Origin of the sequence: Flavimaribacter sediminis, assembly GCF_019492055.1 — a bacterium.
Taxonomy (GTDB): domain Bacteria; phylum Pseudomonadota; class Alphaproteobacteria; order Rhizobiales; family Rhizobiaceae; genus Flavimaribacter; species Flavimaribacter sediminis.
The window spans coordinates 1-15,118 of sequence record NZ_JAICBX010000007.1 but is presented as its reverse complement, the minus strand read 5'-3'; the positions used below and the strand labels follow the sequence as shown (position 1 = coordinate 15,118).

Annotated in this window: 16 protein-coding genes; 4 read left to right on the top strand and 12 right to left on the bottom strand. The window is 61.1% G+C overall.

The features are described from left to right. Nucleotides 1-18: 18 nt before the first annotated feature. Genes K1W69_RS25410 through cofG form a run of 7 tightly spaced genes read right to left on the bottom strand, consistent with a single transcriptional unit; the run spans nt 19 to nt 6,491 of the window. Entirely contained in the window at nt 19-1,020 is a 1,002-nt protein-coding gene (locus K1W69_RS25410; RefSeq protein WP_220231292.1) for a TIGR03842 family LLM class F420-dependent oxidoreductase, read from the bottom strand. Between the two features lie 28 nt (nt 1,021-1,048). Further along, nucleotides 1,049-1,717: an NADPH-dependent F420 reductase gene (npdG, locus tag K1W69_RS25405; protein ID WP_220231291.1), complete on the bottom strand. Its 669-nt coding sequence runs from the start codon at nt 1,715-1,717 to the stop codon at nt 1,049-1,051. Continuing rightward, a complete protein-coding gene (cofE, locus tag K1W69_RS25400; RefSeq protein ID WP_258571374.1) occupies nt 1,714-2,487 on the bottom strand; it encodes a coenzyme F420-0:L-glutamate ligase in 774 nt (257 codons plus the stop codon). The genes npdG and cofE overlap by 4 nt, the downstream gene beginning before the upstream one ends. Continuing rightward, on the bottom strand, nt 2,484-3,113 hold the full coding sequence (gene cofC / locus K1W69_RS25395) for a 2-phospho-L-lactate guanylyltransferase (protein WP_220231290.1): 630 nt from the start codon (nt 3,111-3,113) through the stop codon (nt 2,484-2,486). The genes cofE and cofC overlap by 4 nt, the downstream gene beginning before the upstream one ends. Continuing rightward, nucleotides 3,110-4,075, bottom strand: coding sequence for a 2-phospho-L-lactate transferase (cofD, locus tag K1W69_RS25390; RefSeq protein ID WP_220231289.1), 966 nt, complete (start codon nt 4,073-4,075; stop codon nt 3,110-3,112). The genes cofC and cofD overlap by 4 nt, the downstream gene beginning before the upstream one ends. Continuing rightward, nucleotides 4,075-5,343, bottom strand: coding sequence for a 5-amino-6-(D-ribitylamino)uracil--L-tyrosine 4-hydroxyphenyl transferase CofH (cofH, locus tag K1W69_RS25385; RefSeq protein ID WP_220231288.1), 1,269 nt, complete (start codon nt 5,341-5,343; stop codon nt 4,075-4,077). The genes cofD and cofH overlap by 1 nt, the downstream gene beginning before the upstream one ends. After that, nucleotides 5,340-6,491: a 7,8-didemethyl-8-hydroxy-5-deazariboflavin synthase CofG gene (gene cofG, locus K1W69_RS25380; protein ID WP_258571373.1), complete on the bottom strand. Its 1,152-nt coding sequence runs from the start codon at nt 6,489-6,491 to the stop codon at nt 5,340-5,342. The genes cofH and cofG overlap by 4 nt, the downstream gene beginning before the upstream one ends. 420 nt (nt 6,492-6,911) lie before the next feature. Here cofG and ppk2 point away from each other — a divergent pair, with 420 nt between their 5' ends. Continuing rightward, nucleotides 6,912-7,802, top strand: a complete 891-nt coding sequence (ppk2, locus tag K1W69_RS25375; protein ID WP_220231402.1) for a polyphosphate kinase 2 — start codon at nt 6,912-6,914, stop codon at nt 7,800-7,802. Here ppk2 and K1W69_RS25370 read toward each other — a convergent pair. Then, the gene (locus K1W69_RS25370; protein WP_220231287.1) at nt 7,799-8,065 is read right to left on the bottom strand and encodes a lysine transporter LysE; all 267 of its coding nucleotides are present in this window, start codon (nt 8,063-8,065) and stop codon (nt 7,799-7,801) included. The two genes, ppk2 and K1W69_RS25370, sit on opposite strands and share 4 nt — an antisense overlap. Between K1W69_RS25370 and K1W69_RS25365 the strand changes: the two genes are divergently transcribed. Together K1W69_RS25365 and K1W69_RS25360 are read left to right on the top strand one after the other, a co-directional pair. Next, entirely contained in the window at nt 8,065-8,349 is a 285-nt protein-coding gene (locus K1W69_RS25365) for a helix-turn-helix transcriptional regulator (RefSeq protein WP_220231286.1), read from the top strand. The two genes, K1W69_RS25370 and K1W69_RS25365, sit on opposite strands and share 1 nt — an antisense overlap. A gap of 527 nt (nt 8,350-8,876) precedes the next feature. Further along, the gene (locus tag K1W69_RS25360) at nt 8,877-9,746 is read left to right on the top strand and encodes a metal-dependent phosphohydrolase (protein WP_220231285.1); all 870 of its coding nucleotides are present in this window, start codon (nt 8,877-8,879) and stop codon (nt 9,744-9,746) included. A gap of 3 nt (nt 9,747-9,749) precedes the next feature. Here the strand turns inward: K1W69_RS25360 and K1W69_RS25355 are convergent, their stop codons facing one another. From K1W69_RS25355 to K1W69_RS25340, 4 genes are all read right to left on the bottom strand, one after another. Beyond that, on the bottom strand, nt 9,750-11,345 hold the full coding sequence (locus tag K1W69_RS25355) for an APC family permease (RefSeq protein WP_220231284.1): 1,596 nt from the start codon (nt 11,343-11,345) through the stop codon (nt 9,750-9,752). A 123-nt stretch (nt 11,346-11,468) separates the two neighbouring features. Continuing rightward, nucleotides 11,469-12,212: a 2-dehydro-3-deoxy-D-gluconate 5-dehydrogenase KduD gene (kduD, locus tag K1W69_RS25350; RefSeq protein WP_220231401.1), complete on the bottom strand. Its 744-nt coding sequence runs from the start codon at nt 12,210-12,212 to the stop codon at nt 11,469-11,471. Between the two features lie 11 nt (nt 12,213-12,223). Continuing rightward, the gene (gene kduI / locus K1W69_RS25345) at nt 12,224-13,060 is read right to left on the bottom strand and encodes a 5-dehydro-4-deoxy-D-glucuronate isomerase (protein ID WP_220231283.1); all 837 of its coding nucleotides are present in this window, start codon (nt 13,058-13,060) and stop codon (nt 12,224-12,226) included. 26 nt (nt 13,061-13,086) lie between these two features. Continuing rightward, a complete protein-coding gene (locus K1W69_RS25340) occupies nt 13,087-13,845 on the bottom strand; it encodes a GntR family transcriptional regulator (RefSeq protein WP_258571372.1) in 759 nt (252 codons plus the stop codon). Nucleotides 13,846-14,059: 214 nt separating this feature from the next. On the opposite strand from K1W69_RS25340, the gene K1W69_RS25335 reads away from it, so the two are divergent. Then, nucleotides 14,060-15,037: a sialic acid TRAP transporter substrate-binding protein SiaP gene (locus tag K1W69_RS25335; RefSeq protein ID WP_258571371.1), complete on the top strand. Its 978-nt coding sequence runs from the start codon at nt 14,060-14,062 to the stop codon at nt 15,035-15,037. The last annotated feature ends 81 nt before the right edge of the window (nt 15,038-15,118 follow it).

Below are 15,118 nucleotides of genomic sequence, written 5' to 3'. Positions count from 1 at the left end.
CCTGCCTTCGCCATTGCCCTACTGGAACGCCGGGATGATTTTCTCGGCGTAGTCAGCGATGATGCGTTCCTCGTCGCCATTGTCGAGATAGATGTTGAACTGGGTGATGCCGGCGGCTTCCAGTTCCTTGAGCTTGGCGATGTGGTCGTCCGGCTCGCCAAGAACAGCGAAGCTGTCGACGATTTCGTCGGTTATGAAGTCGAGATAAGGATTGTCGCTCTGGCCATGCTTGGAATAGTCGTAGCCGCGGCGGTTCTCGATATAGGACGTCAGGCTAGCCGGGACCAGATCCGTGTCGGAGCCGTATTTCTCGACGATATCGGCGACGTGGTTGCCGACCATGGCGGGGAACCACTTGGTGGCTTCGCGACCTTTCTCGATCGGTCCCGTATAGGCCGGGGCCGCGGCCATGATTCCGTAATTCGACATGTCGCGTCCGGCTTCCTTGCCGGCGGCGATCGCCTGGTCGCCGAGCCATTTGCAGATGCCCGGATCAGCGATCTGCAGAATCAGGCCGTCGCCGACCCGGCCGGCGGAACTCAGCGCCTTCGGTCCGTAAGCCGCCACCCAGACCGGCAGATCGTAACCCCAGGCCCAGGGGAACTTCACCGGCTCGGGACATTCGCCGTACTGGGCTTCGTCGCCGCGCACCAGCGCCTTGACGACATGGGTGAACTCCTCCAGTCGCGACAGCGGCGCCGGCTTCTTGCCCATGACGCGCACTGCGCTGTCGCCGCGACCGAGACCGATGTCGAAACGGCCGTTCGACTGCATGGCCAGCGAACCGAACAGGCTGGCGGCGTGCGACCAGTCGCGCGTATTGGGGTTGGTGACGCAGGGTCCGAAACGCATGGTCGTGGTGTGCTCCATGCACATGGCCATCGCCACGAAGCTTTCGCGCCAGAGAATATGGCTGTCGTAGAACCAGCAATATTCAAAACCGCCATTTTCCGCCTGGCGGACGATGGCGCGCTGTCTTTCCGGCTTCATGAAGCCTTTGAAACAAATTCCAAACTGCATTTCGAAATCCTCCTTGAGGGTGGTTGCGTCAGTGATCCGGCGCCCAGATCTTTATCCCGGCATGGGTAAAGGGCACCGCTTTGGAGATATTTATCCGGATAAGTATTGGCGTGATCGCCTCGATTGAACGCGCAGCGGAAGCGCCGCCGGCGTTGTAGGTCGTCACACCCAGCTTGCCGACAAGATCCATCACCTTCTTGCGCGCGTCCAGGCTATTGCCGCAGACGAGGATGTCGCAATTGATGGTCCAGTCGAGATTGTTGAGGGTTGTCGCCGACACGTTGTGCAGCGCGCCGATCACCGGAATGTCAGGGCCCAACAGCGCCTGGGCCGCTTCCGTCGCCGACCCTTCGGGCGGCATCTCGACGATCTTTGGGTCGTTGGGAGACAGCGGCACGACGATGTCGACCAGGATCTTGCCCGCCAGATGCGGCTTGAGCGCGCCCAGCGTCGCATTGTGCGCGGCGAAGGGCACGGCCAGGATGACGAATTCGTCCGCCGCCTGCGCCGCGCCTTCATTGTCAGCGCCTGATATCCCGGCCGATCCGGCCGGCAGCTTCGCCACAAGTTCTTCGGCGATCGACTGCGCCCGCGCGCCGTCTCTGGAACCCAGCACGACCTCGACCCCTGCCCTTGCGAAACGAAGCGCGAGTCCCTGGCCCTGAGGTCCGGTGCCACCAATAATTGCGATTGTCATCTGAACATATCCTCTCCTGCGGGGCGCAGCATCTCGGCGGCCCGGCTTTGTGTTTTTTCCCATTCAAGGCCCCTGAAAAGGGTCACGGGCGTGTTTCCGGCCTTGCGAACGACAAGTCCTGAGGCGGCCGCGATTTCGTCCGCGAAAGCCGGTTCGGTGACCATCAGGCGGCGGCCATAGGCGTCCGTCTTTCCCTTCTCGCTCTTTACGGAGGGGACCCCGGCGAGACCGATGGCGATGTTGACCTGGCCGAGACGCCAGGGGCGCCCGAACGTATCGGTCAGCATGACGCCGATCGACACGCCGAAGCGTTGCTCCAGCGCCTGTTGAATACGCTCAGCGCTGGCGTCCGGATCACGCGGCAGCAGGATCACGGTTCCGTCTTCGCCGGTATTGGATTCATCGACCGCTGCGTTGGCCGAGATTAAGCCCAGCCGGTGCTCGCAGATCATCGTGCCCTCGTTCTGGCCGGGATGTCTGAATGCCTTGACCACGCGCACGGATTCACGCAGCACGACCTCCACCTTGCGGGCGTCCTTGGCGAGCCTTTCGGCATAGGCGAGCGCTTCGGCGGACGGCTCCACATCGGCAAGCCGCACAATCTGGCCCTCGGCCTTGGAAACCACCTTGTGCGCCGACGTCAAGACGTCTCCGTCGCGCAGCCCGAGGCCGGCTTTTTCCAGGCAGTCGCCGATCATCGCCGCCAGATCATCGCCGGGCCGGATTTCCGGCAGCCCCGGAACCACATGGATTTCGACCGGCGATATCATGGCAATTCGGCGTCCAGAAGCTGGTTGATCGAGGGAGCCAGATGCAGATAGAGGTCGTTGGCGACATCGATGTCGTGCGCCAGACTTTCAAGCCGCAGCACCATGCAGGACACGCCGGCGCGAATGGCTTCCTGCTCGTGCGATGTGCAGGACTGGTACCCGTATCGGAACGGGATCGCCCGGGGCGGCGTGGCGACCAGCGCATTGGTGCCGCCGTCATGCGCCGGGCACAGAATGACGGACGGCGTGTCGCGCGCAGCCGACAACAGCTGTTCGAGATCATAACTTTGCGGATTGGCGAGGTCGGCGGGCAAAACGCAGATCGAGCGATAGCCCTGATCTTCAGCGTGGCGCGCCGCCTGTTCCACGGCCTCCGACAGATGGGTCACATCCATTTCGGCCAGCACCTTCACCTCGAGGGCGGCGGCGAGACCGGCGATCTGTCGGGATCCGGTGACCACCAGAATATCGGCGTCGCCATGGCTTGCGCGGATGAAATCGATGGTCTGGCGAAACAGCGCCAGCGCCAGCTTCTTGCGAACCGGCTGCGAAAGGATCGGCTGCAGCCGGGATTTGGCGCGCTCTGGATCCTTCATCGGTATAACGAAGAGCATGTCACGGCTCATGCGCAGGCCCTCCGCGAAGCGGGAAGGGCGGCGCAATCGACCACGAAACGGGCGAGCCGCAACTTGTCTTCGCGATTTTTCATCAGGATGTCGTCGACAATGCAGCGAAGGCCCAGCGCCTCGACCGACGCTTCAAGCGCCGCGTCCTGACGGTCGATAACGATTGCGTCTGCAAGATCCGCGTAATGCCGCGCGACCCCGAGGGCGGTGGCTTCAAGCCCGAGCGACGCCATCATCCGGTCCGCCGGTCCCTTGACGACCTTGCCGGCGATGATCGGCGAGACCGCAATCTTCGGTGCGGCTGCAGCCTGCAAGGCCTGTTTCATTCCAATAACCGAAAGGATCGGCGCGATGCTGACCAGCGGGTTGCTCGGCGCGATCACGATCAGGTCGGCTTCGGCGATGGCGGCCAGCGCTTCCGGCGTCGCCTGTGCTTTTTCCGCGCCTTCGAACCGGATGTCCTGCACGTCCGGCCGGCAGGCTTCACGCACGAAATATTCCTGGAAAGACATCCAGCCCGGATCGGTTTTGATCTGTGTCTGGAGGATGTCGTCGGTCGGCAACAGGATCCGGCTCTTCACGCCGAAGGCCTTCGCGACATCGGCTGCAATCTCGCTGCGCCTGTCGCCGTTGCGGATGCGCTCCGTGCGATAGATATGCAGACCGAAATCGCGGTCGCCCAGCGACATCCAGGCATCCTTGCCGAGTTCGGCCAGCACGGACAGCGCGCGATGGCTCTCGTCGGCCACGCCCCAGCCCTGCTTGCGGTCGATCCGTTCGGCGAGCGTATAGGTGACGGTGTCGATGTCGGGTGAGACCCACAGGCCGTGAAACTCCGCGTCGTCGGCGACATTGCCGATGATCGCGAGATCGATATCGTCGAGGCCGTCCAGACCCTCCGCCATCTTGGCGCCGCCGACGCCGCCGGCAAGCAACACCACCTTGCAGCGCTCATCCGCCATCAGGCCTGCCTCGCATCGGGAAACATCGAGAGAAAATCGACGGGACTGGCGCCGGCGCGTTCGACGAGCGGCGCGATGACGACCGGGTCGTGATCGTCGAAGACCTCCAGAACGTCATAGGGCGTGTTGCGCTGGACGGGAACGCGGCCGGCCGAGCGGATGATCTGCACCATCTCGTGCGCCGTCACCTCCTGGCCGTTCTTTGCGCCGGCTGCGCGCGAAATGCTTTCGTTCATCAGCGTGCCGCCAAGATCGTTGACCCCGCAGGCCAGCATGCGATGGGCTTCCTTCGGACCGAGCTTCGTCCACGACACCTGGATGTTGTCGATCCAGCCATGCAGAAGAATGCGCGAGACCGCGTGCATCTTCGTCACCTCGTCGACCGTGGGGCCGGGGCGCACCGTGTCCGGCGACTGCGTGAAGAGCGGCGATTCGGTATGGACGAAACTGAGCGGCACGAGTTCGGTGAAGCCGCCGGTGTCCTTCTGGATGTCGCGCAGCAGGCAGATATGCGCCGCCCAGGTTTCCGGCCCGTCGATATGGCCGTACATGATCGTCGCCGTAGTCTTCATGCCGACGGAATGGGCGGCGCGAATGATCTCGACCCAGCGTTCCGCGCTCAGCTTGTTCTTCGTCAACTGCTTTCGGATGTCCGTGTCGAGGATTTCCGCGGCGGTTCCGGGAATCGTGCCGAGCCCGCATTCCATGAGATCGGCGATAAAATCCTCGTAGGACATGCGCCGCTTGGACGCGCCGTACCAGATCTCGAAGGGCGAGTATGCATGGATGTGCATGTCCGGCAATTCGGCCTTCAGCGCGAGAACGATGTCGCGATAATAGGTCCCTTCCATCTTAGGATGCAGCCCGCCCTGGATGCAGACCTCCGTGGCGCCCCGCGACCAGGCTTCCGATGCGCGGCCGACGATCTGGTCGAGGGAGAGCCATTCCGCGCCCTCCTCCTCGCTGCGCTTGGCGAAGCCGCAGAAACGGCACCCCATGTAGCAGACATTGGTGAAATTGATGTTGCGGTTGACGACGAAGCTGACCCGGTCGCCATTGACCCGCTCGCGCAGATGATCGGCGACCGCGACGATCGCCGCGATATCGTTTCCGGTCGCCGCAAACAGCGCGACGCCGTCCGCCTCGCTCGCCTCCCGGCCTTCGAGCACGCCGTCGAGGATGCGGCGGACAGTCGGGCTCAGTCCGGTCACCTCGACGAGGTCGGAAAGCGAGGCCGGACGCGGCGGGTTCGGTTCGAAATGGTTCATTCGGCGGCTCCTGGGAGAAGGTCTTCGACCTGGCGACGGGCAAGGCCGTCCGGCCGCGCCATGCTGTTGGCGCGTCGCGCAATCTGCGGATCGAGATAGTGGCCGGCCTGCGCCAGATAGGCGGGATAGACCGTCAGCCGTTCCTGCAGCCGGCATCCGGCCTGCGCGGTGGATCGGGCGAGCTGGACGATCTCCGGCCACTCATGCTGCGGATTGATGAAATCGATGGTGACAGGCGAAATCCCGCCCCAGTCATTGATGCCGGCGGCGAGATATTCGATGTGGCGCTCGCTTAGATTGGGCGGCGCTTGCAGGCTGATCTCCGGCGACAGCATCAGCCGCGCGACGGCCAGCGTCTTGAGCATGTCCTCGAGCGGCGGCTCGGGATGGTCCGCCATGGCGATATCCGGCTTGCGCTGGAAATTCTGGACGATCACCTCCTGGATATGACCGTGACGGCGGTGCGCCGCCTCGATCGCGGCGAGGCTCTCCACCCGTTCGGCCCAGGTTTCCCCGATGCCGATGAGGAGCCCGGTGGTGAAGGGCACGCCGAGCGCGCCGGCGCGTTCGATGGTGCGCAGCCGCTGCAGCGGAACCTTGTCCGGACAGGCGTGATGCGCCTCGCCTTCGCGCATCAGGCGGCGGCTGACGGTTTCCAGCATCATGCCCATGGAAGCGCTGACCGGGCGCAGCAGCTGAATCTCGTCTTCCGTCAGCGTGCCGGCGTTGACGTGCGGCAGCAGATCCGTCTCCTCGATCACCAGCCGGCACATGGCGGCGAGATAGTCCGACATCGTCTCGTATCCGAGCGCCTGCAAGCCCTTCTTCGCTTTTTCGTAGCGGCGCTCCGGCTTCTCTCCGAGGCTGAACAAGAGCTCCTTGCAGCCTTTTTCCTCGCCGCGGCGAGCGGCTTTCAAAACCTCGTCCGGCGTCATGATGTTTGCCAGCGGCGAATCCGGATGCTTGACGAAGGTACAATAGCCGCACGTGTCGCGACACATGTTGGTGAGCGGCACGAAGACCTTGCGCGAATAGGTGATCACGTCGCCCCAATGCGTCTTGCGCATGGCTGCGGCGCCGGCCATCAGTTTGGCCAGTTGATCATCGCTGACAGTGTCCAGAGCCAGTGCAGCTTCCGGCGTCATCATGAGCTCTCTTTCCCTTCGGCAAAATTTTTTACCAAATGATAAAATATAGTCAAGCAGGGATATCCGCCGAAGCAAAAGCCACCGCGCTGCGCCGTTCTGGCGTCTTCAAACGGCTGATACAAAAGCGTCACCTGATTTTGGCACTATCGCCACGGCGCGCCGGGGCGCTAAACTTACTCCGGCGGCTGTTTGGACATGTTTGAAGATATTCATCATCGTTTCAGCAGTCTCATACAGGAAACAGGAACTTGTAAATCACAAAAGGCCCGGAAACCGGCGATAGATCGCATAGAATGCGATATGTGAACCAAACGTTCTGGACATCGGAACAGGCGTTCTGCAAATCGGGACACAAGACGCATCGGGGCCTGGAAGGAAAGGAAATACGGCGTGGCGGACAAGGATACGGACGAACATTCGATGGACTGGCTGGAGGCCGAACTGGCCGATACGCTGGACGAGGATTACGAGCTGGAAATGTCCGAGCCGGCGCTTTCGATGGAGATCCGCAAGATCTACCGACGCCATCATCCGCAGATGATCGATCGGCAGGTCTATTTCCGCAGCCTGCTTGCGCTGCAGGCGGAGCTCATCAAGCTGCAGGACTGGGTCTCCTATTCCGGCGCCAAGATCGTCGTCGTCTTCGAGGGACGCGATTCCGCCGGCAAGGGCGGCGTCATCAAGCGCATCACCCAGCGACTGAACCCGCGCATCTGCCGCGTCGTCGCGCTGTCGGCGCCCACTGACCGGGAAAAGTCGCAATGGTATTTCCAGCGCTACGTGCCGCATTTGCCGGCGGCCGGTGAAATCGTCCTGTTCGACCGGTCCTGGTACAATCGCGCAGGCGTCGAGCGGGTGATGGGCTTCGCCACCGACGAGCAGGTGGAGCAGTTCCTGACCGATGTGCCGCAATTCGAGAAGATGATCGTCTCCTCGGGCGTCACCCTGATCAAATACTGGTTCTCGATCACCGACGAGGAACAGCAGATGCGATTCCTGATGCGCATTCACGATCCGCTGAAACAGTGGAAGCTGAGCCCGATGGACCTTCAGTCACGGGTGCGCTGGGAAGCCTACACCAAGGCCAAGGAAGAGATGTTCGCGCGCACCAACATACCCGAGGCGCCCTGGTACATCGTTCAGGGCAACGACAAGAAGCGCGCGCGGCTGAACTGCATCGACCATTTCCTGAACCAGATTCCCTATACGGAGGTGCCGCACGAGGAAGTGGCGTTGCCCGAACGCGTGTTCAATCCCGACTACGAACGACAGGTCCTGCCGGGGGACCTCTATGTTCCGGAGAAGTACTAGGACGGAACCATCAGCACCGGGATCATGGACACGAGCAGCAGGATTGCCATTGAAGGATTGAAGACGGCGATCCTGCGCCCCCTGGCCAGATAGCGCTTGAGGGCGGATCCGGAAATCGCCCACACGCTGATCGAAGAGATGTTCATGAGGGCGAAAAGCCCGACAAGAATTGCAAGACTCTTGCGCGGAGCCGCCACATCCACATAGGAGGCTGACACGATCAGCGCCACGGCCCAGGCCTTGGGATTGACCAGTTGCAGCAATGCCGCAGGGGAACTGGAATGTCGAGAATCTGGCGCCTGTTTCAGGCCTCTCGGATTCGCGTTTCGCCGCTCGGTTTGCACAAACCGTAGGCATGACGCCATTCGCCTATCTCACCCGTTGGCGAAAGGTGAAGGCAGGCGAGTTTTTGCGTATCGACGGGCTGGACATGGCCGAGATCGCCGACACGTACGGTTTCGGGCCGGGAGAATGGCGGCGGCGGCGTTCCTGGTCCGGACAGGGCGTCTCGCAACAGGTTGATTTCCACGATAAAAATCCTACCTGAGATTGACCGATAGCATCGGCAAAGCCAGCTTTCGGACGAGGAGGAGACGCGATGCCGCAGACTATAATTGCGGAATTCGAAGCGCACGCGACGACCTTGGAGGCGCGTCTCGACGCCGCAGGGCCGGCAACAAAGGCCTTACGCGACAACGAAAACGGATGGGACATCCACACGTCCACGCCTTGTTCGAAAATACCGACAGGCGGTGGAAATTGCATTTTGACAAGGCGATTCAATAGGCGATTCGGCATGAAAAGCAGGAAGGTTTGGCGACCTCTTGCAGCGTGTCGTCATTCCGGGACTTTACCATCCGCGCTGATTGGCGCTAGTGTTCCGTCGCCGAGGTTTGTTTCCTTTGCGGCTGACAACGAACGGGCTTTGGCGCCTATGAGAACACTGGCCAAGTAAAGTTTCTGGTGTGCCGCCTGGATTTGACATTTGATGATGAGAACGCGCAACTACCAACCAACGTCAGATCCGCAACGCCAGTCTCCGGCATCGGGCAAACGGAGTGACTGAATCCGGGCATGTATAATCCATCGACAGTCGTCGCATCCACTTTCGCCGACCATCTGACCGATACTTATCTGCGATTTTTCTCGGGACGGAAGCCGGCGTTCGGCCCAATCATTGGAAATGTGGCCCGATTGGCGCTTGAGCGCCTTAACAATTCCGACGCGCTCTACCACAACACAGAGCACACGATCATGGTCACGCTGGTTGGCCAGCAGATCATCGAAGGCCGCCTTCTGACTACGTCCCTGGAGCCTGAAGACTGGGCCCACTACATACTCGCCTTGCTGATGCACGACATCGGCTATACCCGCGGGATTTGCGAGGGCGATGGCCCGTGCGCGTTGGTGATCAATGAAAAGGGCGACACGATCATGCCTCAGCGCGGTGCTTCAGACGCCAGCCTGGCGCCGTTTCATGTCGATCGCGGCAAGATTTTCGTCCGCGAGCGTTTTGCAAATGTCGATTTGATCGACCACGAACGTATTGCGCGCGCCATAGAATGCACGCGGTTCCCCGTGCCTGACGATCCTGACTATCTCAAAACCGATACGGAGCCGGCGCTGGTGCGGGCCGCCGACCTGATCGGCCAGATGGCCGACCCCTATTACCACCGCAAGATAAACGCTCTCTACTACGAGTTCACAGAACTCGGAGTCACCGACATGCTGGGCTACACCTCGCCCATGGACATGGTCGAGCGCTATCCGCAATTCTTCTGGTCCAAGGTACAGCCCTATATCGGCCCGGCGCTGAACTATCTGGAGCAGACGCTTGAGGGCAAGCAATGGGTCGCGCAGCTCTACAATCACGTCATCCAGTCGGAGAACAAGACTGGCTGCATGGGACCGTTCCCCGGCCCGGCGGAAGGTGAAGCCGAGTAGTCCTTACCCTCCAAGCCGCCGGGCTTTCGTCTCGGCAAGAAGCTGTCGGGCTTTTGCAATAGGAAACAACTGCCGTTCTGCAAGATAGAAAACGGCCAGCGACACAACGACGAGGATTACAGTGTCGACGCCCCTTGGAAGAACGCCGAGCCCGCCGCCAAAATTTCCAAGCCACGATATCGCAGCAAGCGCCGGGTAATAGACGATTATCCAGCTCGCATGTTTGAGATACAGTGGCTCCCGGCTGTTCGAAGCCATGTTTTGCGCCAGGAAATACAAAACACCCGCAAGCCCGATCAGCATCAGCTTCCAGTTGGTGTCCCAGCCGGACCAATACACGATAAAGCCGACGAAGGTGAATGACAAAGGAGCAGTGATCCGGGCGAACGGGACGCTGAAGGGCCGCTCATAGTCCGGCGCCTGCCGGCGCAGCGCCATCAAGGCGACCGGTCCGATAGCCAGGGACAGGACAGCCGCGGAGGAGATGAAGCCGGCCAATTGCGACCAGCCGGGAAGCGGCGCAAGGATGATGACGCCGATCGCCGAATTGACGATCATGGCGATCCCCGGAACGCGATGACGGTTCAAACGGGCGAAGAATTTTGGAAACAATCCCGTCTGGGCCATCGAAAAGTTGATGCGCCCGGCTGTGCCGACATAGGCCAGCGCAGTGCCGCCTGGCGAGACGACGGCGTCGATATAGATAAGGATCGCCGCCCATTGGAGCCCAAGCAGCAGGGCAAGCCCGGCGAACGGTCCCGCGGCGAAGTTTTCGACGACGCCCGCCCAGCCATTTTGCAGATGTTCCGGGGGAACGACGCCGATGAAAGCCACCTGCAGCAACACATAGATCAGCAGACAGATGACCACGGAGCCGACCAGAGCCAGCGGCACGTTGCGCGCGGGATTTCTCGCCTCGCCTGCGAGATCGAGCACCGCGCGAAAGCCGATAAAAGAGAAGATTATGCCGCCGCTCGAGACGGCCGCCAGTATGCCGTTTATCCCGTAAGGGGCAAAACCGCCGAATTCGGTGAAGTTTTCCGGCCTGAACCCGACAATGATGATCACGGCGGGCACAAGAACCGGAATGACAAGCTTCCAGATCGTAATGGTCACATTGGAGCGAATGAGCCATCTGACCCCGGCAAGATTGACCACTGTGAAAACCGCGATCAACGCGGCCGCGACAGCAATCCCGGCTGCCGTGAGGACCGAATCGTCGTTACGCACAGCCGTCAGCCATGGCAAATAGTTTCCGGCGTACTGGAGAATGGCCGCCACCTCGATGGAAACCGTCGCAACATAGGCGACCCAGCACAACCAGCCGCTGACGAATCCCCCAAGCGGTCCGATCGCCACATAGGGCACGCGCGAAAGCGCGCCGGCTTCCGGAATCATCGCTCCGAGCTCTGCATAAATAATGGCGAGCGAGATCGCCAGCAGACACCCGATGAACCAGGAAACGATCGCGGCCGGGCCGGCCAACTGGGCGGCGAAAAGCGCTGCGAAGAGCCAGCCGGAGCCGATGATTCCGGTCAGCCCCGTCAGCAGCATGCCCCAACTGCCGATATCCCGCGCCAGATTAGGTGAAGCGTTCACAGCTTCTCCGCCAATGTTGTCATGCCGCCCTCCTGGCAAAACCCGGAGGACTATGCCGGAGGCTGTGCGCCGGTTCAATTGCAGTTTTTGCGACTGATTCTCTGCGACCGCCGATAGGCGGTTCTAACGCGCAAGCCAGCCGCCATCGACAGGCAAAACCGAACCGTGGACGTAGTCCGCCGCCCGGGAGGACAAAAACACGGCCGCGCCTGCAATATCGTCCGGCGTGGCCCACCGTCCGGCGGGAATGCGATCAAGAATCGCTTGCGAACGATCGGGATCGTCTCGAAGCGCCTGCGTGTTGTTGGTGACCACATAGCCGGGCGCGATGGCGTTCACGTTGACCCCTTTGCCGGCCCATTCGCAGGCGAGCAGGCGCGTCAGACCGGCAAGACCGCTTTTGGACGCCGTGTAGGAGGCGATGCGGATCCCGCCCTGAAAGGATAGCAGCGAGGCGATGTTGACGATCTTGCCGCCGCCACTGGGGATCATCCGCCGGGCTACCGCCTGCGACAGGAAGAATGCGGATTTGAGATTTGTGTCGATGACCGTATCCCAGTCATCTTCGGTGAAATCGATCGCGTCGCGACGCCGGATGACGCCGGCGTTGTTGACGAGGATATCCACGCCGCCGCTCCAGGCGACTGTCTCCTCGACTATGCGGCCGTGCTCCGCCGTCGTCGAAAGATCGGCGCGAATCTCGATCATGGCGCCATCACCGATCATCGCCGCCGTTTCGTCCATCGACGAACGTCCGACCGCGGCCACATTCGCGCCCGACGCCGCAAGAGCGACGGCTATCGCCTGACCGATGCCGGTGTTGGCGCCGGTCACGATCGCGACTTTGCCGTCAAGGCGGAAATCCATTGACGTGACGCTCACCGCAGGTCCTCCATGGCGACGAAATCCATGTCATTAAAATCCTGGTTGTCCCCGGCCATCGACCAGATGAACGCGTATCGCCCGGTGCCCGCGCCACAGTGGATCGACCAGCCTGGCGACAGGATCGCCTGTTCGTTGGCGACCACGAGATGACGGGTCTCGTCCGGTTCGCCCATGAAATGAAAGACCCGCGTCTGCGACGCCATGTCGAAATAGAGATAGAATTCGGTGCGCCGGTCGTGCGTATGGCAGGGCATCGTGTTCCAGACGCTGCCGTCTTCAATCACGGTCATGCCCATCACCAGTTGGCAGGTTTCGCAGATATCCGGGTGAATATATTGCCGCAGAATTCGCCGGTTGGCGTCGGATTGCGCGCCAAGATCAAGACGGTTGGCGTCTTCGGCGGTGATGCGCCTTACCGGATGCGCCGTGTGCGCGGGCGTCGACACCAGATAGAATTTGGCCGGGTCGTCGCTGCTGCGGCTGCGAAAGCGCACGTCGCCGGTTCCCGCCGGAACATAAATGCAGTCAGTGCTTTCCGCGATCATCGCTTCTCCGTCGATCACCACCTCTCCGGCGCCGCCGATATTGAAGACCCCCATTTCACGGCGCTTCAGGAACGGATCAGAGCCAACCTGCTTTTCGGTCGCCAGAACAATTTCCCCGGCCAGGGGCATGGCGCCTCCGACGATCGTCCGGTCGAGATGACTGTAGGTCAGCCCGATCCGGCCGGGCGTAAATATCGATTCAATCAGGAAATTTCGCCTGAGTTCCTGCGTATCGAATCCGCGCGCCTCGACCGGGCTGATCGCCTGTCTTACTGGCATGGTCATGATATCCTCCCCATGGATTATAAATTTTATTTGCCGGCAAATAGTTTTTCGTCGAGCGACGGATCGATCGCGAAATAATCCGGCCACAAATCCCGGAAGATCGAAATGTCGAGTTGCAGCTTGTCGAGATGTTCGTTCATCCGGGCGACGGCGGCGTCGGCGTCGCGCGCGGCCATGGCGTCGAGGACCGCCGTGTGTTCCTTGACGACCATTGGCATGCGTCCGTTCTGGGGCAAGGTCAGACGCCGGTAGCGTTCGACCTGGATTCGAACCTGCTGTATCATCTTCCAGATGCCAGGATATCGCGCGGCCGCCGCGATGCTGGCGTGAAACTTGTCATCGGCCTGGTGAAACGCCTCCTCGTCGCCAGCGTCCGCCATCTCCTGCTGATGCTGGATGATCGCCCGCATCTGCATGATCTGGCTTTCACTGGAAAGTTCGGTCGCAGCGCGCACGGTGACTTCCTCCAGGGCCCGCCGCGCGACCAGCGCCTCGCGAACGACCGAAAGCGGTATGCGCGCAACGAAGGTGCCGGATTTCGGCGCCACTTCCACAAGGCCGTCCTCGACGAGCCGAAGCACGGCTTCGCGGACCGGCGTCCGGCTGACGCCATATTGCTCGGTCAGCTTGCGTTCGAGAACCGGAGCGCCCGGCGTGAGCTCCATCGTGACGATGGCCTTGTGGAGATCGCGATAGACAATGTCGGAGTTCTTGGCGGCGCTGCGAACCCGCATTCCGGATCCTGCCGCCGGCGGCGCATTGGCGGCCCTCGGCTTCCGTTTCATCCGATTCTCCGAAACCGCATCCGTTTCTGTCTCTGCCATCGCCTGCCCGTATCTCCCTGTCGAAGCCGCTCCGCGCACAATTATGACGTGCGCCATCAGGACTCCTCTTGCGCCTCCCTACAATCTAGTATATCTGATATATCTTGTATACCAGTTAATTTTCATCACCTGCCCGACGGTGGAGGAACCCGAGGGCCGGATAAGGGAGGAAATGATGATTGCGAAACTGTTGAGGCCGGCTGTGCTGGCTGCGGCGTCGCTATTTGCCGCTCTTGGCGTTGCCCATGCTGTCGATCTGAAGTGGGCCCATGTCTACGAGGAAGGTTCGTCCTATCACAAATGCGCCCTGTGGGCGGCCGACGAGATCGGTAAAAGAACAGACGGGCGGGTCAATATTACCGTATTTCCAGCCTCTCAGCTCGGAAACGAATCCGACATCAATGAAGGCCTGACCATCGGATCGGTCGACATCATCTACACCGGACCGAATTTCGCCGAGCGCGACTACGGACCGATCGCCATTTCCGACTATCCCTTCATGCTGAAGAACTACGATCACTGGAAAGCCTATCGCGACAGCGACCTGTTCACGGATCTGGCCGCTGGCTACAAGGACGCGACCGGCCACACCGTCATGGCGATCACCTGGTACGGCTATCGCCACGTGACGTCGAAATTTCCGATCTTGAAGCCTGACGACATGAAGGGGCTGAAGATCCGCGTGCCGGATTCCCCGGTCATGGTCATGTTCCCCAACGCCGTGGGCGCCAATCCTACGCCGATCGCCTTCGCGGAGGTGTATCTCGCCCTGCAGCAGGGCGTGGTCGACGCCCAGGAGAATCCGCTTCCGACCATCAAGTTCAAGAAGTTCTACGAAGTGCAGTCGAACATCAACCTGACTGGCCACATCGGCAATTCGCTGATTATCATCGTGTCGGACAGCGCGATGGGCAAGATCGGCGACGACGCCGCGACGGTCGAAACCGTCATGAAGGAAGCAGCAGCCATGTGCGCCGAGGAGATCAACCAGGCCGAGACTGATCTGGTGCAATGGTTCCGCGACGAGGGCATCCAGGTCAACGAGGTCGACAAGCAGGCTTTCCAGGACGCCGTCTATCCTATCCTGACGGACGAATCGAAGGTCCCGTACGAAAAGAGCCATTTCGAGCGCATGCAGGCGCTCGCCAACTGATGGCCGGGCTTCTGCGGCGGGGAGCGCAATGAGCGACGAGTCAAAGGAAACCGGCGGGGGGGGGGGGAGGCCCGCCCCCGC

Excerpts from the sequence above, each read along its gene's own strand:
- K1W69_RS25340 (WP_258571372.1), bottom strand. The coding sequence starts at position 13,845 with ATGAAACGGAAGCCGAGGGCCGCCAATGCGCCGCCGGCGGCAGGATCC.
- K1W69_RS25335 (WP_258571371.1), top strand. The coding sequence starts at position 14,060 with ATGATTGCGAAACTGTTGAGGCCGGCTGTGCTGGCTGCGGCGTCGCTA.
- npdG (WP_220231291.1), bottom strand. The coding sequence starts at position 1,717 with ATGACAATCGCAATTATTGGTGGCACCGGACCTCAGGGCCAGGGACTC.
- K1W69_RS25360 (WP_220231285.1), top strand. The coding sequence starts at position 8,877 with ATGTATAATCCATCGACAGTCGTCGCATCCACTTTCGCCGACCATCTG.
- cofC (WP_220231290.1), bottom strand. The coding sequence starts at position 3,113 with ATGAGCCGTGACATGCTCTTCGTTATACCGATGAAGGATCCAGAGCGC.
- cofH (WP_220231288.1), bottom strand. The coding sequence starts at position 5,343 with ATGAACCATTTCGAACCGAACCCGCCGCGTCCGGCCTCGCTTTCCGAC.
- cofG (WP_258571373.1), bottom strand. The coding sequence starts at position 6,491 with ATGATGACGCCGGAAGCTGCACTGGCTCTGGACACTGTCAGCGATGAT.
- ppk2 (WP_220231402.1), top strand. The coding sequence starts at position 6,912 with ATGGACTGGCTGGAGGCCGAACTGGCCGATACGCTGGACGAGGATTAC.
- kduD (WP_220231401.1), bottom strand. The coding sequence starts at position 12,212 with ATGGATTTCCGCCTTGACGGCAAAGTCGCGATCGTGACCGGCGCCAAC.
- K1W69_RS25410 (WP_220231292.1), bottom strand. The coding sequence starts at position 1,020 with ATGCAGTTTGGAATTTGTTTCAAAGGCTTCATGAAGCCGGAAAGACAG.
- kduI (WP_220231283.1), bottom strand. The coding sequence starts at position 13,060 with ATGACCATGCCAGTAAGACAGGCGATCAGCCCGGTCGAGGCGCGCGGA.
- cofE (WP_258571374.1), bottom strand. The coding sequence starts at position 2,487 with ATGATATCGCCGGTCGAAATCCATGTGGTTCCGGGGCTGCCGGAAATC.
- cofD (WP_220231289.1), bottom strand. The coding sequence starts at position 4,075 with ATGGCGGATGAGCGCTGCAAGGTGGTGTTGCTTGCCGGCGGCGTCGGC.
- K1W69_RS25365 (WP_220231286.1), top strand. The coding sequence starts at position 8,065 with ATGCCGCAGGGGAACTGGAATGTCGAGAATCTGGCGCCTGTTTCAGGC.